This window comes from Vibrio sp. D54 (genome assembly GCF_021728075.1).
Lineage (GTDB): Bacteria > Pseudomonadota > Gammaproteobacteria > Enterobacterales > Vibrionaceae > Vibrio > Vibrio alginolyticus.
Genome location: NZ_JAKKCS010000009.1, coordinates 78,747 through 100,498 on the forward strand (window position 1 = coordinate 78,747; position 21,752 = coordinate 100,498).

Annotated in this window: 23 protein-coding genes; 10 read left to right on the forward strand and 13 right to left on the reverse strand. The window is 44.8% G+C overall.

What is annotated here, in order from left to right:
* The first annotated feature begins 7 nt into the window (after nt 1-7).
* Nucleotides 8-1,522: an amidophosphoribosyltransferase gene (purF, locus tag L3V37_RS13545; protein WP_237306466.1), complete on the forward strand. Its 1,515-nt coding sequence runs from the start codon at nt 8-10 to the stop codon at nt 1,520-1,522.
* A 65-nt stretch (nt 1,523-1,587) separates the two neighbouring features.
* Here the strand turns inward: purF and L3V37_RS13550 are convergent, their stop codons facing one another.
* Nucleotides 1,588-2,463, reverse strand: a complete 876-nt coding sequence (locus L3V37_RS13550) for a LysR family transcriptional regulator (RefSeq protein ID WP_005384959.1) — start codon at nt 2,461-2,463, stop codon at nt 1,588-1,590.
* Between the two features lie 289 nt (nt 2,464-2,752).
* Between L3V37_RS13550 and L3V37_RS13555 the strand changes: the two genes are divergently transcribed.
* From L3V37_RS13555 to recR, 7 genes are all read left to right on the forward strand, one after another.
* Nucleotides 2,753-3,859 carry a response regulator gene (locus L3V37_RS13555; protein ID WP_005380606.1) on the forward strand — a complete coding sequence of 369 codons (1,107 nt, stop codon included), beginning with the start codon at nt 2,753-2,755 and terminating at the stop codon, nt 3,857-3,859.
* 223 nt (nt 3,860-4,082) lie between these two features.
* Nucleotides 4,083-4,214: a hypothetical protein gene (locus L3V37_RS24195; protein WP_005380608.1), complete on the forward strand. Its 132-nt coding sequence runs from the start codon at nt 4,083-4,085 to the stop codon at nt 4,212-4,214.
* Nucleotides 4,215-4,241: 27 nt separating this feature from the next.
* On the forward strand, nt 4,242-4,634 hold the full coding sequence (locus L3V37_RS13560; RefSeq protein ID WP_031779047.1) for a YbaN family protein: 393 nt from the start codon (nt 4,242-4,244) through the stop codon (nt 4,632-4,634).
* Between the two features lie 162 nt (nt 4,635-4,796).
* Nucleotides 4,797-5,342: an adenine phosphoribosyltransferase gene (gene apt / locus L3V37_RS13565; RefSeq protein WP_005380615.1), complete on the forward strand. Its 546-nt coding sequence runs from the start codon at nt 4,797-4,799 to the stop codon at nt 5,340-5,342.
* A gap of 8 nt (nt 5,343-5,350) precedes the next feature.
* A complete protein-coding gene (dnaX, locus tag L3V37_RS13570) occupies nt 5,351-7,456 on the forward strand; it encodes a DNA polymerase III subunit gamma/tau (protein ID WP_237306467.1) in 2,106 nt (701 codons plus the stop codon).
* 82 nt (nt 7,457-7,538) lie between these two features.
* Nucleotides 7,539-7,868, forward strand: a complete 330-nt coding sequence (locus tag L3V37_RS13575) for a YbaB/EbfC family nucleoid-associated protein (RefSeq protein WP_005380618.1) — start codon at nt 7,539-7,541, stop codon at nt 7,866-7,868.
* A 30-nt stretch (nt 7,869-7,898) separates the two neighbouring features.
* A complete protein-coding gene (recR, locus tag L3V37_RS13580) occupies nt 7,899-8,498 on the forward strand; it encodes a recombination mediator RecR (protein WP_237306468.1) in 600 nt (199 codons plus the stop codon).
* A 51-nt stretch (nt 8,499-8,549) separates the two neighbouring features.
* Here the strand turns inward: recR and aqpZ are convergent, their stop codons facing one another.
* The 3 genes from aqpZ to L3V37_RS13595 all read right to left on the reverse strand — a co-directional run bounded on the left by aqpZ (nt 8,550) and on the right by L3V37_RS13595 (nt 10,114).
* Complete coding sequence (gene aqpZ, locus L3V37_RS13585; protein ID WP_237306469.1) at nt 8,550-9,248, reverse strand: aquaporin Z; 699 nt, start codon at nt 9,246-9,248, stop codon at nt 8,550-8,552.
* A 230-nt stretch (nt 9,249-9,478) separates the two neighbouring features.
* The gene (locus tag L3V37_RS13590; RefSeq protein WP_017820793.1) at nt 9,479-9,727 is read right to left on the reverse strand and encodes a YkgJ family cysteine cluster protein; all 249 of its coding nucleotides are present in this window, start codon (nt 9,725-9,727) and stop codon (nt 9,479-9,481) included.
* A gap of 138 nt (nt 9,728-9,865) precedes the next feature.
* Nucleotides 9,866-10,114, reverse strand: a complete 249-nt coding sequence (locus tag L3V37_RS13595; protein ID WP_005380625.1) for a GlsB/YeaQ/YmgE family stress response membrane protein — start codon at nt 10,112-10,114, stop codon at nt 9,866-9,868.
* A 188-nt stretch (nt 10,115-10,302) separates the two neighbouring features.
* Between L3V37_RS13595 and L3V37_RS13600 the strand changes: the two genes are divergently transcribed.
* Nucleotides 10,303-10,743, forward strand: a complete 441-nt coding sequence (locus tag L3V37_RS13600) for a YcgN family cysteine cluster protein (RefSeq protein ID WP_005384948.1) — start codon at nt 10,303-10,305, stop codon at nt 10,741-10,743.
* 191 nt (nt 10,744-10,934) lie between these two features.
* Nucleotides 10,935-12,614, forward strand: coding sequence for a mechanosensitive ion channel family protein (locus L3V37_RS13605; RefSeq protein WP_237306470.1), 1,680 nt, complete (start codon nt 10,935-10,937; stop codon nt 12,612-12,614).
* A gap of 69 nt (nt 12,615-12,683) precedes the next feature.
* On the opposite strand, the gene L3V37_RS13610 is transcribed toward L3V37_RS13605, so the two are convergent.
* The 9 genes from L3V37_RS13610 to L3V37_RS13650 form a co-directional block, all read right to left on the reverse strand.
* Nucleotides 12,684-12,968 (reverse strand): putative quinol monooxygenase, encoded by a 285-nt coding sequence (locus L3V37_RS13610; RefSeq protein WP_237306471.1) that lies wholly within the window; start codon nt 12,966-12,968, stop codon nt 12,684-12,686.
* A gap of 17 nt (nt 12,969-12,985) precedes the next feature.
* The gene (locus tag L3V37_RS13615) at nt 12,986-13,381 is read right to left on the reverse strand and encodes a glyoxalase superfamily protein (RefSeq protein ID WP_237306472.1); all 396 of its coding nucleotides are present in this window, start codon (nt 13,379-13,381) and stop codon (nt 12,986-12,988) included.
* A gap of 140 nt (nt 13,382-13,521) precedes the next feature.
* Nucleotides 13,522-13,821: a ribbon-helix-helix domain-containing protein gene (locus L3V37_RS13620; protein ID WP_237306473.1), complete on the reverse strand. Its 300-nt coding sequence runs from the start codon at nt 13,819-13,821 to the stop codon at nt 13,522-13,524.
* A 136-nt stretch (nt 13,822-13,957) separates the two neighbouring features.
* Nucleotides 13,958-15,535 carry an alkaline phosphatase gene (locus tag L3V37_RS13625; protein ID WP_237306474.1) on the reverse strand — a complete coding sequence of 526 codons (1,578 nt, stop codon included), beginning with the start codon at nt 15,533-15,535 and terminating at the stop codon, nt 13,958-13,960.
* A gap of 398 nt (nt 15,536-15,933) precedes the next feature.
* Nucleotides 15,934-16,293 (reverse strand): hypothetical protein, encoded by a 360-nt coding sequence (locus L3V37_RS13630; protein ID WP_005380688.1) that lies wholly within the window; start codon nt 16,291-16,293, stop codon nt 15,934-15,936.
* A 250-nt stretch (nt 16,294-16,543) separates the two neighbouring features.
* Nucleotides 16,544-17,491 (reverse strand): ChaN family lipoprotein, encoded by a 948-nt coding sequence (locus tag L3V37_RS13635; protein ID WP_237306475.1) that lies wholly within the window; start codon nt 17,489-17,491, stop codon nt 16,544-16,546.
* A 97-nt stretch (nt 17,492-17,588) separates the two neighbouring features.
* Entirely contained in the window at nt 17,589-18,416 is an 828-nt protein-coding gene (gene rlmA / locus L3V37_RS13640; RefSeq protein WP_005380691.1) for a 23S rRNA (guanine(745)-N(1))-methyltransferase, read from the reverse strand.
* 96 nt (nt 18,417-18,512) lie between these two features.
* Nucleotides 18,513-20,549 carry a methyl-accepting chemotaxis protein gene (locus L3V37_RS13645; RefSeq protein WP_154205121.1) on the reverse strand — a complete coding sequence of 679 codons (2,037 nt, stop codon included), beginning with the start codon at nt 20,547-20,549 and terminating at the stop codon, nt 18,513-18,515.
* 200 nt (nt 20,550-20,749) lie between these two features.
* Nucleotides 20,750-21,634 (reverse strand): D-hexose-6-phosphate mutarotase, encoded by an 885-nt coding sequence (locus L3V37_RS13650; RefSeq protein WP_054576261.1) that lies wholly within the window; start codon nt 21,632-21,634, stop codon nt 20,750-20,752.
* Nucleotides 21,635-21,752: the final 118 nt, after the last annotated feature.

The following is a 21,752-nucleotide window of genomic DNA, read 5'->3' on the forward strand; positions in this document are numbered from 1 at the left end:
TTAGGACATGTGTGGTATTGTTGGAATCGTGGGCACAACGCCTGTAAACCAGTCTATTTATGACGCGTTAACGGTGTTACAGCATCGTGGCCAAGATGCCGCTGGTATTTGTACCATAGAAAGCAATCGTTTTCGTCTGCGTAAGGCGAACGGTTTAGTCAAGGATGTATTTGAAGCAAGACACATGCAACGCCTGCAAGGCGAGGTCGGAATTGGTCATGTTCGTTACCCTACAGCAGGCAGTTCAAGCGCTTCAGAAGCTCAACCTTTCTACGTAAACTCTCCTTTCGGTATTACACTTGCCCACAACGGTAACTTGACTAACGCCAACGAAGTTCGTCAGAAGCTGTTTGAAAAAGATCGCCGTCATATCAATACCACTTCAGACTCTGAAGTATTACTAAATGTACTGGCGCACGAAATTGACTCAGTAAAAGGAAATGTCACGACCGAAGACGTATTCCGCGCAGTCACCAATGTTCATCGCACAATTCGCGGTGCTTATGCTGTGACCGCCATGATCATTGGTCATGGTATGATTGCATTTCGTGACCCACACGGTATTCGCCCGCTCTGTTTAGGTAAGCGTGAAGTTAACGGCAGAGCAGAGTACATGGTTGCGTCTGAATCGGTGGCATTGGATGCGGTCGGTTTTGATTTCGTCCGTGATGTTGCACCTGGTGAAGCGATTTACGCAACGTTTGACGGTGAGCTTTACACGAAGCAGTGTGCAGATAATCCTAAGCTGAGCCCTTGTATTTTCGAGTTCGTGTACTTTGCTCGTCCAGATTCGTTCATCGATAAAATTTCGGTATACAGTGCTCGCGTTGAAATGGGTAAAAAGCTGGGCGAACGTATTCGTGAAGATTACGCAAACCTTGATATCGATGTTGTCATTCCTATCCCTGAAACGTCTTGCGACATTGCACTGCAAATCGCTCAAGCGATCGATATCCCTTATCGCCAGGGTTTCGTGAAAAACCGTTATGTTGGACGTACGTTTATCATGCCTGGCCAGCAACAACGTAAGAAATCAGTACGTCGCAAGTTGAATGCTATTCGTTCGGAATTCAAAGGTAAGAATGTGTTGCTGGTGGATGACTCTATTGTTCGAGGTACAACGTCAGAGCAGATTATTGAGATGGCTCGTGATTCTGGTGCCAAGAAAGTGTACATGGTCTCAGCGGCTCCTGAAGTTCGTTTCCCGAACGTATACGGCATTGATATGCCAAGTGCTACAGAGCTTATTGCCCATGGCCGTGACAACGATACAATTTGTAAGCAGATTGGTGCCGATGCGCTTATTTATCAACGTCTAGAAGATTTGGTAGAAGCTGTAGGTCTTGGAAATCAAGACATTACTCAGTTCGATACTTCCGTGTTTAACGGTGAATACGTAACGGGTGATATCGACCAACAATACCTAGATTTTTTAGATGGTCTTCGTAACGATGATGCGAAAACACAACTTGAAATCCAACAGGACTTAGCAAACCTAGAGCTTCATAACGAAGGCGCATAGGATGCGCTTTCTTAAGTCGTAAAAAAACCAGAGCTTCGGCTCTGGTTTTTGTTTTCGCTATCTAATTAGTGAATGTTATAAGCGATCACAAAGTCAATAAAGAGGCGAACTTTCTCTGGCAGGTGATCTTTGTGGTTGTAAAGCATATAAATGTCGCGCGGGTTTGCACTCCAATCTGGCAGTACGCGTACCAAATCGCCGCTCTCGATGTACTCTTTGATCATGACATCTGGCATTAGTGTGATGCCTAAACCTTCGGAACAAGCGCTGCGCACCACATTGAGCGCGTTTGCTTGAAAACGACCACGGTCAACATTCACCACAGACTCGCCTTTGCTATTAATCAAGGTCCACTTAATAAGCGGGTACCCTTTTAGCAATGAATGGTTAGAGAGCTCTTCTGCATGATGTGGCGCAGGATTCGAGGTTAGATAGTCAGGGCTTGCAACGAGAATATCCTTCACTTCGCCAATCTTACGCGCGATGAGGCTAGAGTCGCGTTGAGGTCCCACTCGAAAAATTACATCCCATTCAGTAGGGTCAAGCTTGTCCGCATTATTCTCTGTCGTTAGCTCAATGTTGATGTCCGGGTACTGCTTCATAAAGCTGTTGAACATCGGCATCATCATTCGTTTAGTTAAGTTGTAAGGCGCGGATATCTTAATCTTGCCGGATGCTCCTCGGCAGTCGTCAGTGATTTCCTCTGCTGCGGTTGTTAGCCTTTGTAGTAAAGGAGAGCACTCATGGTAAAAACGTTCCCCTGCTTCAGTGAGCGAGAGTTTGCGAGCATGACGGTTCAATAGTCGAAGATTGACAGAGTCTTCTAGCGCTTGAATGCGTCGGGTGATGGTCGCAACCGGGATCATGGTTTTTCGCGAAGTTGCGGTGTAGCTCCCATTTTCGACAACCAGTCGAAACAGGTTTAAGTCATCTAATTTCATATTTCCAGACACATTAAATTACCGATTACGGTTAATTTATAATTAACTTTGTGATCAAAGCTTGCTTTAAGTCAACATGTTGCATCATTTGAACACAGCAACCCTGTTTGAGTAAATACTGTTATACGCCGTAATATTTGTATTAATGCAGTTTCCGAGCTAAGTTTTATAACAAGGCGAAGCGGCCTCAGGTCTTGCTGTGACACGTTTTGCTGGAAGTAAACACAACAAAAATAATGACTTAATAATAAATCTGTTTTTTTGACTGAGCTTTGTGAGGGATAAAGGTATGTTTAAGACTCACAGTCAAACGGCAATGGTCTCGGCACAGGAAGTGATTAATCAAAAACTAATAATGTTGGTGGACGATGATCCAATATTTCGTAAAGTAACCAATGCCTATTTAGAAAGTCAGGGTTTTAAAGTAGTAGAAGCAGAAAACGGCCTAGAAGCGCTTCAACAACTCAGGGAATGCCAACCCGATCTTATCTTATGTGATTTATCGATGCCGGTCTTAGATGGTATCGAGTTCGTCGAAGAAGTTAGTCTCGAATACCCATATATGCCGCTTATCGTGGTATCAGGCACGGATGAAATGTCCGATGTCGCGAAAGCGTTGCGATTTGGTATTAAAGATTTTCTTCCTAAACCGATAGGTAATTATGAGCACCTATCTCAGGCGATAGAGAATACGCTAGAAGATACCGATAGTCACTTCTCAGAACAACGTGACTTTTCAAGTCAGTGGTTTAGAGTTGATGATGGTGGTGAAATCCCAGATGAACAAGAGCTGTATTGGCATCTGGAATATTTACAACAGAATCCGAGTGCGGCAAGAGATTTACTGCAAGCGCTATTGCCAGAGAAGGATGCTGCTCAGGGAGATTGGCGCTGCTCGTACCGTTTATTGCAATCGACGGATGTGATGCCCTTGGTTTTCGATTATCGTTGGTTAATGAATGGTCAATTTGCGTTTTATCTCGTTGATTCTGCTTCCCAAGCTAATGATGGAGTTGCGACGACATTGCTCGTTAGGGCATTGTTTGACGATTATCTCCGTAACTTGAAAAGTTTCAGTGCTGATCTCAAGGACATGGTAGGGATCATTGAAAAAGGAATTGAGTGTTCGGAGTGTGCGGGTGCAGTCAATGCTGTGTTTGGTGTCGCCGACCTCGCTTCATCCTCGGTCTCTATATTGCCTGCGGGTTTAGATAGCCATTGGTCTGACGGAAATACGAATCAACACATCGCAGCAGGTAACCGTTTAGGGGGAGGAAGTATGAAAAACTTCATCACCCGCGATTTACCGCTTAGTGTTGCAGGACAGTTATCTATCGGGTGTTTAGGTTCTTCAAGTTTTAGTTTAAGTATTACCCGGAAATCCCGACTAGTATAATTATGACTTGCAAACCAATAAGCAGCGTCCTGACGCTGCTTATTATCTTTTTAGAACCACCAAAACAACATACGTTTAGCTCAATAACCTTACTTTTTACTGGTGTTTAGATTTGGCTGTTTAATGTATAGTCAGCGCTTAAAACAATAATGACCCATTTGTGCAACGATAATTTAACGCTGTGCCTTGGGAGAAGCAAAGTCAACTAGTGAGAAGACACATCATGGCAGACAAAGATTTTAAAGAGCCTTATAATATTTTTTACTTTTTAGGTTTTATTGCAGTTCTTTTGATCCCAACACTTCCTGCAACGCTAACCTGGCTTCGTGTAATGAATGGTTACGCAGGCTTTTAATCTAGCTATTTTGTACCGGAGTTCACCATTCGTATTAAGCGTTACTTTTTCAATACTGTTGGTGGACTCTGTATTGTGCTCGGCATAGCCGGCATAGCCCTTCCACTTTTACCCACCACACCTTTTATTTTGCTTGCTAGCGCATGTTTTATGCGTGGTAGCCCCGCATTTCATCAATGGTTACATAACCACAAAACGTTTGGACCCATTCTCGACAATTGGCATAAGCATCGGGCTGTTACTTCAAAAGTAAAAAAGCGTGGTGCGATTTTTATTGCGCTTAGTTTCATGGTTTCAATCGTTGTTGTCCCCCTCGTTTGGGTAAAAATTGGTCTTTTAGTGATGCTAATCGTTTTACTCAGCTGGTTTATGCGTCTGCCTGTGATTGAGTTGGTTGCTGACCGAGAAGAAAATCACTAAGATTGTAGAGAATAGTGTGCCCGCTCTTCGAGTGGGCGTTTGTATTTTCAGCGCCTGTGACTTTTAAGAAAATAAGCACATAGCGGTGAAAACCTATTGTTCGTTGCCCTCGTGATACTGCGATTAGAGAGGGCGATGAGCCAATCTAAGTAAATCGGTATTATGACTACAGAAACAATTTCACTGATCAAATCTAGCATCAAAAGCATCCAAGACTACCCAAAGCCAGGCATTCTATTTCGTGATGTGACGAGCCTTCTTGAAGACGCGAAAGCATACCAAGCGACGATCAACTTACTTGTTGAACGTTACAAAGATATGGGCTTTACCAAGGTTGTGGGTACGGAAGCTCGTGGCTTTCTATTTGGCGCGCCTTTAGCGCTTGAGCTAGGTGTTGGTTTTGTACCAGTGCGTAAACCAGGCAAGCTACCACGCCCTACTGTTGCTCAATCTTATGAGCTTGAATACGGCGTTGATACACTAGAAATCCATACAGATGCCATCGTTGAAGGCGACAAAGTACTGGTTGTCGACGATTTATTGGCAACGGGCGGTACTATTGAAGCGACGACTAAGCTGATTCGCCAACTGGGTGGTGAAGTTGAGCACGCTGCGTTCGTTATCAACCTACCAGAAATCGGTGGCGATAAACGTTTAGAAGCACTAGGTCTAAACGTGTACAGCATCTGCGATTTTGAAGGACATTAATACATTCAATGAGTTATTTAGCTTTAGCGCGAAAATGGCGTCCTAATCAGTTTGACCAAGTTGTCGGACAAAAACATGTCCTGACGGCGTTGGAAAACGCACTGGCGCAAAACCGTTTACACCATGCTTATCTGTTCAGCGGGACTCGTGGTGTGGGTAAAACGAGTATCGGTAGGCTGTTTGCCAAAGGCTTGAACTGCGAAACCGGCATTACCGCGACACCTTGTGGTAAGTGTGATACTTGTCGTGAAATTGATGAAGGTCGCTTTGTCGATCTTCTTGAAATCGACGCAGCATCACGTACTAAAGTTGAAGACACTCGTGAACTGTTAGACAACGTTCAATACAAACCTGCTCGTGGACGTTTTAAAGTGTACCTCATCGATGAGGTGCACATGCTATCGCGTCACTCTTTCAATGCGTTGTTGAAAACCCTGGAAGAGCCGCCAGAGTATGTGAAGTTCTTACTCGCAACAACTGATCCACAAAAGCTGCCTGTCACTATATTGTCGCGTTGTCTACAGTTCCATCTGAAACCAATCAGCGTTGATGATATTCATCAGCAACTTGACTACATTTTGGGTCAAGAGCAAGTATCGGCAGAACCAAAAGCACTGGGTATGATTTCACATGCTGCAGATGGCAGTATGCGTGATGCTCTTAGCTTGACCGATCAAGCAATTGCTTTAGGTAACGGTGCGGTGCAAACCGATATTGTCAGCCACATGTTGGGGACGATTGATACCGACCAAGCGATTCACTTACTAGAGTCAATCAGCAGCAAGCAACCTCAACAAGCCATGGATAAAATCCAGCAATTAGCAGCAAATGGTGTTGAGTGGGATGGTTTGTTGCAGCAAGTCGCAACACAGCTTCATCGAATTGCGATGTATCAAGCGCTGCCAGCGTCGCTAGACCGAGCGCAGCCAGATGCAGAAAAAATCGAGTTGTTGAGTAAAGCACTAAGTCCGCAAGACGTTCAGCTTTACTATCAAATTGCATTAAAAGGTCGTGAAGATTTGACCCTCTCGCCAAATGGGCGAGTCGGTTTGGAAATGATTGTGCTGCGTATGTTGGCGTTCCGCCCATCAAGTAACAGTGGGGCAAATGTTGTTTCTAGTAACTGCGAGCCAGCGTCATCTCCGGCTCAAAGTACCAGTCAACCAAAGGCTGCGCCAGCTCAGACAGCCGCGGCTCCTCGAGCTCAGCAGCCGAGTCCAGCACAAAGCACACCACAAGCGGCGCCTCAACCTTCATCCAGTTCGCAACCTGAGTATCAAGCGAGTGGATATGAGACGGTTCCACCACAGTATGATATGGCGCCGCCGATGAGCGAAAACCCAGCGCCGCAACATGAAACGCCACCTCAACAAGTGCAAGAGAGCGTTTCAACACCAGCGCGCGGCGGTCTAAGCGGTTTGCGTCACCAATTACGTTCTCAGCGTCAAGGCCTACAACAGAGCACTCCTCAAAGTGGTGGCTCAAAAAAGCCTAAAGCGGCATCTGCACAACCAGAATCGGTTATCGACCGAGTAGCGCAATTGCATGGCAATTCCGCGCAGGTGTCGCCAAACTCAGCTCCGAAGTCGACGGAGCCACAAGTTGAGGAAGCGTATCGCTGGCGTCCAAGCAAGCCTGTTGAGACAAAAGTAAATACAAAACTGACACCTACGCAGCTCAAGCAGGCACTTGAGCATGAGAAAACGCCTGAAATGGCACAAAAGCTCATCGATGAGTCATTAGAACATAATGAATGGGCGAAGCTCATCAGCTTAATGGAGATCCCTAAGCTGGTAGAGCAACTTGCGCTAAACTCTCATTATAGTAAGGAAGGAGCAACCGTTTCGTTACTATTGAGAAGCAGCCAAGCTCATTTGAATACTGATAGAGCTCAAGCCGAATTGCTCAAAGCACTTAATACCGTGTTAGGTGAAGAGTGCCACATGAGCATCGAAATAGGGGAGAGTGGAGAAACACCACTTGAACTGAGAGATAGGCTCTACCAAGAGAAATTACAGCAAGCGCTGAACAGTTTAGAAAACGATCCAAATGTTCAATTTATTGAACGTCGTTTTGCTGCAGAGCTTGATAAAGATAGTGTGCGCCCTATCTAATAATCGAATGGAATGGGGTTGAAAACCCAAAGGTATAACCCCATTAATTGATGCAACACCTCATTAAACCAGAGAGATAAACATGTTTGGTAAAGGCGGTATGGGCAACCTAATGAAGCAAGCCCAGCAAATGCAAGATCGCATGCAAAAGCTTCAAGAAGAAATCGCGAATATGGAAGTAACTGGCGAGTCTGGTGCTGGCCTAGTTAAAGTTACTATCACTGGTAGTCACAGCGTACGTCGTGTTGACATCGATGAAAGTTTGATGGAAGACGACAAAGAAATGCTTGAAGATCTGATCGCTGCGGCGTTCAACGATGCAGCCCGTCGTGTTGAAGAAACTCAAAAAGAGAAAATGGCTTCTGTAACTGGCGGTATGCAACTACCACCAGGTATGAAAATGCCATTCTAATCTGCTGATATTTAATTAAGCGGACTTTTAATGCGTACCAGTCATATGCTGGAGCAATTGATGGAGGCCTTACGTTGTCTACCTGGGGTTGGCCCCAAGTCAGCGCAGCGTATGGCCTTTCATTTGTTACAGCGCGATAGAAAAGGCGGTTTGCAGCTTGCAGATGCGCTTAGTCAGGCAATGACAGAAATAGGTCATTGTACTGAGTGTCGAACCTTCACCGAAGAAGAAGTCTGTCACATTTGTACCAACCCAAAACGCCAAGAAAATGGTCAAATTTGTGTGGTAGAAAGCCCGGCAGACATCGCAGCCGTTGAAGCAACAGGCCAATATTCTGGTCGGTATTTTGTTCTTATGGGGCATTTGTCGCCATTAGATGGTATTGGTCCAAGTGATATTGGATTGGATATCCTTGATTACCGCTTACGTCGCGGTGATATTACCGAAGTGATTTTGGCGACAAACCCAACAGTTGAAGGTGAAGCCACTGCCCACTACATCGCAGAGCTATGTAAAGAGCACCAAGTTGATGCCAGCCGCATCGCGCATGGTGTGCCTGTCGGTGGGGAGCTAGAGCTTGTTGATGGCACGACGTTGTCACATTCGCTATTAGGTCGACACAGAATTTAATAAAAAGCCGCTGAATTCAGCGGCTTTTTTGATTTTGGGAGTTAGGAACGATTAATCGTTCGATTTTTTACCAAGAAGGTTTTTGTAGATAACCGCACCAAGCACGCCACCCACAATAGGCGCAATCCAGAACAGCCATAGCTGAGAAACCGCCCAGTCACCCACATATACTGCGACTGCCGTGCTACGAGCAGGGTTTACTGACGTATTGGTGACAGGAATGCTGATCAGGTGAATGAGAGTCAAACACAGGCCAATTGCGATAGGTGCAAAGCCTTGTGGCGCACGTTTGTCTGTTGCACCCATAATGACAATCAGGAACATCATCGTCATGACAACTTCAGTCACAAGTGCAGCGATCATCGAGTATTGGCCTGGAGAGTGTTCACCATAACCATTGGCGGCAAAGCCAGAACCCACAACATCGAATCCTGCTTGTCCAGATGCAATAACGTACAGCACGCCACCTGCGATAAGCCCGCCGATCACTTGTGAGATGATGTAAGGCGTAACGTCTTTTGTCTCAAAACGACCGCCAGCCCAAAGGCCTACTGTCACTGCAGGGTTCAAGTGACAACCTGAAATATGACCGATAGCAAATGCCATCGTCAGAACGGTTAAACCGAATGCCAAAGAAACGCCCAACAGACCAATACCCACTTCAGGGATACCCGCAGCCAACACCGCGCTACCACAGCCGCCTAACACTAGCCAGAACGTGCCAAAAGCCTCAGCCAAATACTTATTCATGTTCTTTCCTGATCTTTAATTAAATGACCCGCTGAACATAGTCGAGAATTGTCAATAAATTGTGAGGGAGATCGCGCAAAAACCGCAAATGGAACGCTATGTGGCAAGAGTTCTCAAGGGTGAGATAAAAAGCAGAGGGGGGGAAGCGCTAAATCTTGAGTTTGCTTTGATTACTGCTTCGGAGAGAAACAACCGAGGTACTAACTTTAAACGTGTGGTCTAGAGTCGCATTACGTCAATTGTTCTAATTCAGTGATGTTGTCGAGTGCTTCTTGATTGGTGTTGCCGCATACAATCGGACACGGTTTAAAATCGTGACAGACTTTAGGGCGTTCAGGCTTACCAAATAGCTTGCACAAATTGTCGTCGTTGAGTTGCACACAACGAACACCTGCAGGTTTGCCCTTAGGCATTCCAGGTATTGGTGAAGAGATACTTGGCGCAATACAGCACGCTCCACATCCTAATCGACAATCCATAATGTAAACCTCTTAAAAAATTAAGGGGGCAATTATGGTCATTTTGACGTGGATTGGAAGAGTGAAGAAAGAAAAAAACAAAAGGGCGCGCTTAACATTACGCTCCCTTTTTGGTTTTTTGCTTTTAAATCATCGTGATTATTTTAAGAAACGGTTATAAACAAACAACAGAATAAATGCGCCTAGTGTTGCGGTAATGATACTACCAATGTTGACGCCAGTTGCTCCGCCGAAACCGAGAATGCCGCCAAGGAAGCCACCTACAAATGCCCCTGCAATACCAAGTAACATTGTTGCAATCCAACCGCCCCCATCTTTTCCTGGCATGAGCCATTTAGCAAGTGCGCCGGCGATTAAGCCCAAAATAATCCAAGAAATAATACCCATGAAAACTCCTTAATGCCTTCTTGATCAATTGAGTAATGGAAACTTGTTTAAGGATAGAACAGTAAAACGAAAGTAGTTGAATATCTCCACCGTTATGTGGGAAGGATGCAAGATCTTCTCAAAACTTGAACTTTTGCGTTGAGAAGAGTATAAATCGCCCCCTAAATTCCCTTGGTGAGACCTGAAGTATGAGCACTCCATTTTGGCAAAGTAAATCGTTAGAGCAGATGACAGAAGAGGAATGGGAATCTCTCTGTGATGGTTGTGGCAAATGTTGTTTGCATAAGCTGATGGATGAAGATACCGATGAAATCTACTATACCAATGTGGCTTGTAGCTGGCTGAACAGTAAAACGTGTTCATGTAAGGATTACCCAAACCGTTTCACTTCGGGTGAAGAGTGCACCAAGCTGACCCGAGAAGACATCGACGATTTTACTTGGCTGCCACACACGTGCGCTTACCGTCTGTTGGCTGAAAAGCAGCCTTTACCAGAATGGCATCCGTTGATTACAGGCTCTAAGTCCGCAATGCATGCGGCAGGGGAAAGTGTCCGTAACAAAGTTGTTTACGAGATTGATGTGGTGGATTGGGAAGACCATATTTTAAATCATCCCAACCGGCCTTAGTCGAATACAAACAAGCCTTTCATTGATTAAATGAAAGGCTTGTTTGCTATTGGGGCTCCCAACTTTGACGTCTCGCTAACGAAATGCTGCTCAGTTTATTATTTAGTGTTGTAAACTTAGGAGTATGATTTCAACGCTTTACACTTCTATTCCTGATTGTTTTGATCAGGATTGTTCCCTATGAGGTAAACATGACGTTTCATTTCCCCCAGAAACTGCGCCTGACATCTTGGGTGACATTATTCGCACTTGCCGTCATTATGTTCTCCCCAATGGCTGTTCATGCGACTGCTACTGACGATATCCAAGAGCCTTCTGCTGCCGAAATCTCGATTGACAACTTGAACCGAGAGATTGTGGATTTATCCCAAAGCCTCTCGCAAGCGAGTGGCGACGAGCGTGATGCCCTTCAACTGCAACTATTCCAAAAGAATGAAGAATTAAGAAGCCAGTTAGCGTCAGCGATTGAACGTGAAACTATCTCTCGCGACAAGCTGATCTTGCTAGTTAAAAAACAAGAACAATACTCTGAGGATGCGACGAACTATCTATCGGAAAAAATAAAGAAAGTCGTCGAGGATTTAAATAAGGCTAAGGATGAAGAGAAGCTTGCTCTTGTTAATGATTATCGAGAGCTACAGCGTTATCTTGATGTTAGCTTCGATTCGAGCTGGCAAAATCTCTCTTGGTTGAAGGAGCTAGGGGCCCAAAACGAGCGCGCAGAAGCGGAACTAAAAGATAAAATTGATAAACGTATGCGCTTACTGTCTGCTTCAATTGAGTACTTGAGTCAGCAAAGTGAGATCATTGGCTCCCAACTTTCGTCTAGCCCAGAGTCGGAAAAAGCGTCGTTGCAACTTAGTCAGCTCATTACTAAACAAAGGCTAAATATTGCGACAGAAAGCTTACGCAACCTGATTTCAATTGGTGATAAAGTCGGTTTAGAAACGTCTGAATACAAACGCCAAATTTTTGAAGTGACGGGTAATATCACCCATGATTTACTGAATACCAAAGTTGTGTGGTCAATACTGAGTCACTGGTCCAACTCGGCACTGGATTGGTTTGCCGAGAATGCACCGCAGCATATCTTCCAGTTGTTTGTTTTTGCGCTGATTTTATTGATCGCTCGCGGACTGGCTAAGTTAACGCGCAAAGTCGTCCGTAAGGCAGTTGCATCGAAAAACTTAAAACTTTCCCACTTGATGCAGGACTTCTTTATCTCGATGTCCGGCAAATTCGTGTGGGTGATCGGTATCATGGTGGGCTTATCTCAGCTTGGCTTGAACCTAGCGCCAATCCTAACCGGTTTCGGTATTGCTGGTGTGATTATTGGTTTCGCGTTGCAAGACACGTTATCCAACTTCGCGGCGGGTATGATGCTGCTTATTTATCGACCATTTGATGTTGGTGATTTTGTGTATGCTGGCGGTGTGGATGGCAAGGTAAGCCATATGAGTTTGGTGAACACCACAATCCGTACGTTTGATAACCAAATTATTATTGTGCCTAACAGCAAAATCTGGGGAGATGTTATTAAGAACGTCACGCATGAACGCATTCGCCGCGTGGATATGGTGTTTGGCATTGGCTATGCGGATGACCTCTTAAAAGCGGAGTCAGTATTGTCTGATATCATTACCTCTCACCCTTCGGTACTTCGCACTCCAGAGCCAATGATCAAAGTTCATACATTAAATACGTCTTCTGTAGATTTTATTGTGCGTCCTTGGGTAAAAACGGATGATTACTGGGATGTATACTGGGATGTGACAAAAGAAGTGAAACTACGCTTCGACCGAGAAGGTATTTCGATTCCTTTCCCACAACAAGATGTGCATTTGCATATGGTGGAGAAGCAAGACGCTTAATCACAGGTCCTAACAAGTGAAAGGCACTCTAGGTAGAGTGCCTTTTTTGATCTTCGGTTAGCGTTATTGTTACAGTTCGTCGAAGAACACCAGTTTCGGCTCGCATTCTAACAAGTTGTCGATCTGGCTAATCAAAAGAGCAAAGTGTTCTGTTTTACCGTGAAACTCAAATGCTTGTTGGTCTTTAAATTGCTCCTGAAAAACGAAGTGGCATGCATTGTCTTTATCTTTGAACAATTGATAACGAACGCAACCTTCTTCATTGCGAGTAGGTTCAAGCGCTTGGGTAAGTACCTCTTTCAACTCTTGTTCTTTTCCCGGTTGTGCATGAAAGGTAGCCGTCAAGTGAATCATAATGTTTACTCTTTTTGTTATAGGTAACGCCCTTGGCGTTGCAGGAACTCAATTTTGTAACCATCAGGGTCGGTTACAAAAAAGAACGTTGCTAAATGCTTTTGTTGATGGTCAAAGGCTTTGATGTCACCAGTTTCAATGCCGAGAGATTTAATGCGTTTGTGGGCTTGTTCAATGTCCTCCACGCTGACGGCAAGGTGGCCGTAGCCTGAGCCGTGAGTGTAGGGCTCACTTTGATCGTGATTGTGCGTCAGTTCCAATTCAAAGCCAGTTTTTTGGTTGGCTAGATAGGTTAGAGAAAAGCCATCAAAGATGTATTGATCAGCGACTTCTAGTTCAAGTACGTCACAGTAAAATTGTAGAGAGCGGTCCAGATCACTTACTCGGATCATGGTGTGAATCATTTTTGTCATGGGTACTCCTTGATAGTCCGCATAGGTTAGCGATTTCAAAAGGAGTCTGGGTAGTACTCTAGTACGACAAATTAGAAGATGTTCAAGGGTTTATAATACGGATGCATAGCCTAGGATGGTTATTGGTCGGTTGGTTGCTATTAACTGTTAAGTTGCGCAAGTGCTTGACGAGTGGTCTCTTGAGGTTGGCGGGCGTAAGTGAGGCAAGCGCATCGAAGTAAGGAGGCAAAGTTGTTCACTTCACCATTGTATTCGAGTGCTTCTTGATAAACAGTGCTTATGAATTTAGGAACCGTCATGTTTTGAGCACTAGCGATTTCCTCAAGAATTGTCCAAAAGCTCGCTTCAAGTTTTACACTGGTCGCGTGACCATCAATACGGATAGAGCGGGTGATGAACTGATAGTTGTCTTGGGGTTGCTTAACAAAGATTTCGCACATTTTCTTTATTCATATAATTAAAGACCGATAATTATTGTGGTGTACGATTTAAAACGTCAACTGTTTTCATGCATAAAAAAACGCTCCCTTGCGAGAGCGTTGAAACATTACGAGTTGTGAAGTAAGTGCAAGTTGATTATTTAATTTGTTGCTTCAAGTACTCGCCTAGTTGCGAGTGGTGCATGATTTTTGATACCGGAAGGATAGTTTCTGCAGGTCCCCAAGCAAATACGTTGACAGGAGTATGCGTATGAGTACCCGTCCCCCATACTGTGTTTTGCTTTGTTGCATGCTCACGCGCTAGCAAGTTGCCACGGTCGTTGTAAGGAAAGAAAGCATCAAAGTCATTGATTGTCGGTACGTTCTCTTCGCTTAAGTATTTGTGTCCAGCGAGTCGGTATGGATTTGGTTTACTTGCTAATACGCGTTCTGCTTGCTCAGGCGTAATCGAAAAATCGCTATTTGCGTTCACGACTTCCGCAAACTTCTCTGGAGTTTGCTCTTTCTTATCAAGCGCTTGGAATTCACTGATCATGCCGTAGTAACTTTTCTTTTGGTTGTATAAACCATCGAGGATCGCGAACTGACCAAAGTTGAAGTTTGGCGCGTAATCCTGATTTTTGAATGCTTCGCCGTCGCGTTTTTGTGGTTTAGGCAAGTTTGCTGATGAGTAGCTAAAGCCAAAAGAGCCGGTTTCGTGGTCAGCAGTAACAATGATCAGGGTGTCATCACGGCCTTTTGCCCACTCATAAACTGAGTTTACCGCTTCATCGAATTTAAGCATTTCATGCAGCATCGTACCTGCATCGTTACTGTGGCCAGCCCAGTCAATTTGGCCGCCTTCAACCATCAAGAAAAAACCGTCTTTGTCTTTTGAAAGAATGTCGATTGCTTTGGTGGTCATTTCTTTCAGCGATGGCTGCGTGCGTTTTGGATCGTTTTTGCTTTGACTGTAGGCAATACCATCGTTCATGCCCGAGTAAGCAAAAAGTCCAAGTAATTTGTCACCTTTAGCTTGTGTGAGCATATCGCGGCTGAAAGCTAAGCTATAGCCTTGGTCTTGCGCTTCGGCAAGCAAGTTGCGTTCGTCTTTGCGTTTCGATTTTAGGTAGACATTACCTTGAGTGAGCTTTTCAAGTTGCTCGTATGTCTCTCCCTTGTCGTTTGTCGACTTTGGAATCCAATGACGAAGTCCCCCAGACATCATCACGTCTACGCCAGTTTCGAGCATATCCGCCGCAATACTGTTTTCTAGTGAACGATGTGGTTGATGAGCGGCAAATGCTGCTGGCGTTGCGTGGGTCATACGCGTATCAGAGACGAGCCCTGTTGCTTTACCTTTACTTTTGGCTTTTTCCAAAATAGTTTCGACATGGTTGCCTTGGCTATCAATGCCAATGACTTCAGAAGCGGTAGGGATTCCTGTCGCTAGCATCGTAGCTGAGCACGCAGAGTCGACGACAATTGCGTCTTCTGGATTGGTCAGTGATGATCCAATCACACCTTCTTGAGCGAGTTTGTATAACGCTGTGCTTTCGCCTTTGTAAACCGAGTTAGGTGCGTGTTTTGCGTAGGTCTCGAGTAAACCAACTTGTTGAGGACCCATGCCGTCGCCGATCATCAAAATGACGTTTTTGATTTCAGCTGAGAGTGCGTTGAAAGAGAGGGTATATGCTGCCACTGCCGTAACGATTGGAGATACTAAGCGCTTCATTATATTTTCCTTGTTTATTGAAAGCGCAGGCATTAAAGCAATGATTTATGAAGGTTTTGTGTCGGTAATAAAAGTTTAACCAAATTGTCGTTTTTGTTTGGTTTTGCAGAAAAAATGAGTCGCTCTCTAACGTTCGTTAGTTTGGAAAGAAGAAAGCCCACAAACGTGGGCTTGGATTACGCTTAGGAGTTGAAAGCATGGACTAAAGTTATCCATTCAGTGCCTTCACAAGAAACCTAGTTTAGGGAGCAATAAACGAGCATGTATTATCGGGCCACAAGAGCGGTCGAATTCACTTACGTTTGCATCATATCGTTCTTTGGCTTATTAAATTATGGGCTGCAGTAAGTGTTTGGTTCAAATAGGATTTGTTGTCGTGACGATTATCAGACTGGTTATCAGACTAATGCCAGTATGATGCCACCAACGGTAAGTGCCGCAGAAAGGTATTGACCCGCAGAATATGAGCCATCCTCTTCTTTCTCGATTTTATCGGGGTGATCCATGCCAAGCGCACCATGCGTGAAAGATTCGACCTTTTCACCAACAGATTTATCTTCTGCTTCTATTTTCTTGCTGTCGTGCTCGATTTGCTGCAGAGCGGCAAGTAGCGCTTTGCCTTCGGTCGAAAGCGTCACCTTATTGTGTTCGACTTTCAGCGGCGAAGCACTAGTTTCTTCTTGTGCAATACTTGCTTGTTTAGAGGCGACAGATTGTTTGGCATAGCTATTAACAGAAGTGCTTCCTACTGGATTCATCGAATACTCCTTGGAACATCGACACTCGGTCACTGAGTGCGGGTAAAAAGCAGTTATATTTTTATCGGCGGCAAAGTTTATTTCTGAAGCTATTTGGATAAAAACAGGTCTGCTTTTGCCGCTTCTAGTTTCTATTGGTGATCATTAGCAAAAAATAGACCAGCAGGAAGCAGACCGTTGTCACTCTATGAACTCGGAGCGGTGTGATGATGCAACGCAACGCAAGGTAGTAACTTAAATTGAAGACCAGCTACTTACATTGAAGATCGTTATTGCGTTTAGTTAGATGTTGATATGCCGCCATGCGGTGAGCATCTTGTACATACCGTACTGGTGGTGCGAGAACCTCTAACTGATAGTCTGTATTATCAGAAAGCACGTTATCTGTTGGGCTAATTACAACCACTTTTAAGCTCGGGTTGCGGCTTAAGATTGATGCTGCCGTACCCAACCCTTGCTCGGTGTGAAACTTGCCCGCAACATGGACAATCTGAGCGCCTGGGTTGTCGTCTAGATAGCTAACGATAGATTCCGCCATAGTTTCATCCCAAGTAACTTGAGCTGCAAACTGTTTTTCCGTCTGCTCTGGCTTACCGTGATGCATGGATGCCATGAACTTTTCTTTGTACGGACTACTACCAGTGTTGATGGCTTGTGCAATGAACATCCGCTGATCATCATCGAGCTTGTTAATGTAATCTAGCCCTTGTCGACCAATGCATCGAACAATGCTCTTTGGTGCATTTGCTGCAATGACCGGGAGATTTTTCTGCTTAGCAAACTCCACGAGAGGGCGATAGTCGCTTTGATAATTGGGCCAAGCGTTGGCTTGTTTCATTAAGTACTGTTCGCCGATCTCCCCACGTAGGTAAGCGTCAACAACAGGTTGTTTGTCACGGGTAAATTGTTCCATAGATAACGCGAGTGAGCGGTCGTAGGACGTAAGTTGTTTGAGCATATCGGTTTGAAAGCGATGAATGCCGGCGTGTGTGTGCCATTCACCAATAAGAATGACATCTGCTTGTTGCAGCTCAATTGGCAGTTTGCTTAGAGCGATGTGCTCGCCAGAAGGGGTGTATAGTTGGTAGTCGTAAAAACTAGTGACTTCCGCTGAGGTTGCGTGAGAGTTGGTGTGCGTATATGAAGAGCAACCAGTAAGTAAGCCTGCAAAGAGCAAGCTCAAAGTAGAAAAGCGCATTGAAAAGCCTCCAAAAATGTCCGGATGATATTAATGGAGGCTGAGCAATGAATCAATATAAATGATAACTATTTGCGTTTGTTGTTTTTTTGACGTATTAATTGAGTGTTTTTTTGCGATATACACGCAACATAAAATCAGCCTCACATTGGAAAAGTGTAGCGGATTTCAACTCTTCACGAAGAGCATCGGTTGCTTTCCATGCGAATGGCGTCATTTGCAATAAATCGATTGCGGCTCCGTTTTTCAAGTCCATAACATAGTTAAGATGCTGCTGGTGCTCTAATTCAAACCCTTCAATATGTTCTGGTTCTTCATTGTGAAGACGAACTTCTTGATAAATGCGCTCACGCAGTTGGTATAAGTGGCGGCTAGCAGGAGTAACCGTGACAACAACGCCGTCGTTTTTTACAACGCGCTGCAGCTCCTCAGCTTTACACGGGGCATAAATGCGCAAAATGGCATCTAAGGATTCATTTGCGAAGGGAAGTCGGTGACTAGAAGCCACACTAAAGTTGCAGTGCGTGTAACGCTTCGCCGCGTAACGAATGGCAACTTTGGAAATGTCTAAGCCATAAATCGTGGCATGGTTCGCTTGTGTTTCTATCGTCTTTTGTACTTGATCTGTGTAGTAACCTTCACCACAACCAATATCTAATAATTGATGGGTGCTCCCCTCAGTGTATGTTGCACACAGCTGCGCCACTTCTTGGCGCATTGGGTTGTAGTAATCTCCTTCAAGGAATCGACGACGAGCTTGCATCATCTCTTTGTTGTCACCAGGATCTTTAGAACGTTTGTGGTGCGCTGGCATCAAGTTAACATAGCCTTCTTTTGCTAAGTCAAACTGATGATTGTTTTCGCACTTAAACGTTTTTTCATTTAACGCTAGAGCTTGGTGGCATAGAGGGCATTGATAGTTCATGACGATCTCGAACAGAAAGTAGGGCGGCAAATTCTATCAAAAAGCATGGTCTCAAGTGAAACAAAAAGAGCCGACTGGGTCGGCTCTTATTAAGTATTAGTGGAAGAAGTCGACTTGCTCTTTCAAGTTTCGTGCTTGTTGTTGAAGTTCAATGGCACTTTGCGAGGTTTTTGCGCTCGTGTTGCGGCTTTCTCGGTTAAGTTCACTGATAGAATGGGCATTTGCTGCAATTTCTTGTGAAACTTGAGCTTGTTCTTCTGAAGTCGCTGCAATGGCGTCGGCTTGAGAGGCTATCGACTGCACTTGTACTGCGATGGCTTCTAATGCTGTGCCCGCGTCTTGTGCTTTGTCCAAGACCTGGTTTGCACTGCGTTGGCTGTCTGTCATCATATTAACTGCATTATGAGTCGACCCTTTTAGTTTCTCGATAATTTCCACGACATCCTGAACTGAGCTTTGGGTTCGGTGCGCAAGTGTGCGCACTTCATCTGCTACAACTGCGAAGCCACGGCCTTGCTCACCTGCTCGTGCTGCTTCAATGGCGGCATTCAAGGCAAGTAAATTGGTTTGCTCAGCAATTTCATCAATCATTTTAGTGACGGTTTGAATACTCTCGCTATCGCGATTTACTTGCTCGATAGCCGTTGCTGATTGATCCAATTGATCGTTAAGTTGAGCAACGTCGATACATACGCCTTCAACAATCGCGAGACCAGATTGACTATCAGTATTTGCTGAGCGTACGTTTTCCGCAATGCTTTCGACTTGTTGTGCGACAGATTGAGCGGAAGAGGCCATTTCTTCAATCGCTGTCACAACTTGCTCGACTTCTTGTTGTTGTCGGTCGGCTTGGGTCAAATTGCTATGGGCATCGTTGGCAACGCTGGTGGAGTTGCTCTCCACTAAGTCGCTTGTTGAACGGATCTTACCAACGAGTTCATTGAGCTGACTTGCCATACTGGCGACACCCGAGCTCAGGTTCGTAATTTCATTCTTTGATGCTTTACGAGACGCTGGGATGCTCAAGCTGACTTCGCCGCCCGCTAAGCGAGTCATGTATGAGTTTAGAGTCGTGAGAGGTTGTAAGCTGCGATTCAAGAAAAGCGTCAGTACAACAAAAGTAATGATTGCCGCTACCGAAGAAATGATGGCAATGAGTGTGAGAAGCGTGTCGCTACCTTTTGTAACTTCTTTGATAAACGTACCGCCTAGCAGTTTCCAATTCCAACCTGGAACCTCTGTGTAGACAAGATACTTTTCGCCTACGTTACCTTGGTACTCGAAAGGGTAGCGAATTAATCCACTAGATTGTTCGAAAATCTGACCAAAAGGCTTGTGACCATTGTAGTCGGCGACTTCTAGTATTGACGAATCTGAGCCGCTTTTTGCTGGATGAAGTAGGTATTTACCAAGATTGTTGTCGTCGTTATCAACGATAATGGTGTAACCAGTGTCGCCCCATTTTATCTCTTCGAGTGCATCGAACAAGGTTTGTGTCGCTTGGTCTACTGGTAAGCCAATAAACGATAGGCCTGCTACCTTTCCTGTCGCATCTTTGATTGGGGCATAGTAGGTAATGTAGCGCTCGCCATACAATTTAATTTGAGCGTAATACGGTTGTCCTGCTTTAAGTTGCTGATAACCAGGATGGTTGATGCCTAGCGTGGTTCCGACCGCTCGTTGACCTTGTGGATCTTTTAGGGAGGTGGACACCCGAATAAAGTCGTCACCCAATGGTGCGAATAGCGTTGCTATAGCGCCGGTATCACGAGTGAAACTGTCGACCAACTTGGTGTCATTAATTAAGCTTTCACTGTATTGAGTGATGTTTGGTACTTCATGTCCCATGAAGTCAACCGTGTAATTTTCGACATAGACACCGGCAAGGTAGCCATTGCGAAAAGTAGATTCGAGGACTTTAGCGGTGTGCAGGTAAGCATCGAATTGGCCAGCAATGGTTTTTGCCATTGATTCTACTTTAGATTGGTGTTCTTTCAGTGTGCTTTCCAATAGAACATCGGAAGCGTTGCGGTAAACAAGCGCTGCAATACTGCTGAAAGCAATGAATAGACACAAAGTGATCACCAGTTTCAACTGGAATCCGACACTTTGATTTCGGTATCTCTCTAACATAGACTAATTCCTGATATTTTTATTATTTATGAGTTTTGTATCGGTATGCTATCGGTTTATATGATCAATTTTTTTGATATTTATTAATGAAACCGTCAAAAGTGACCAGTAACCAATAAGTTAGTAAAGATAGAACCATCTAAGCAGAGCTTTTATTACAAAAAAAAGGCCGGGTATCCCCGGCCTTTATATGGTGATTCTTACTGCGCTGAAATGACAGTGACAAGTTCATGTGTCTCACCTGGTTGGAGCGTTTGACCTTGCTCAATACTTGGTGCATGAACAGCAGACTCCACACACAACATGGTTTGATAACCATCGTCAGCCATGTCACCCATGCTTTGCGCACCTTCTGCCCAAGGGTTCCATAATACTGCAGAGTTGTGGCCTTGGTTGTGTACGTTTAGCGTACGATCCAATACCGGGTCTTTTACCAAAATTTTCGCTTCTGGTTGCGTGTAAACGCGATCAATGGTGTCAGTTAGTTGTAGAACATTACCACCTTGGCATACCGCATCAGCTTTCAAGCTATCAATGTACTCGGCACCCATGCCTGTCGTTTGTGCTTGCTTAATGTCTCCAACGTTTAGGTAAGTATGTAATGCGCCAGAGAAGGTCCAAGCCTCGTCATCGATGTTCATGACTTTGAGCGTCACTTTTAGCTCATCGCCCACTTCAATCACCAAACGAGCGTCAAACATATGGGGCCAAATATCGTGGATTTCTTCTGTCGGGAACAGAGCAAGTTCAACAATCACACCGTTATGGTTCTCACGATGTTCAACCAACTCCCATTCTGCGGTGCGGGCAAAGCCGTGAGCTGGAGCAGCAATACGCCCAAACCAAGGCCAACAAATCGGAATACCACCGCGAAGAGCAGCTTTACCATCGAAGACAGCTTTTTCGCTCATCCAGATCAGATCTTCTTGACCTTCAGGCGTGAACGACACGACATGACCACCGTGTAGCGAGATGCCTGCCGTTGCTTTGTCATGAATCACGCGGACGATTTTTATCTGATCAACTTCAACGATAGTGACGTTATCAGATAGCACCGTTAGGGCTGGGAGAGTTTTTAAATCCATGTATAGTTTCCTATCGCTGGGGAGAGCTTTTAGACGCGCTTCGCACATTAAATGCAACATCGAGCCTGCATTCTCTCAAATTCCAGATACAAAAAAGGCGACTCTAGAGCCGCCTTTT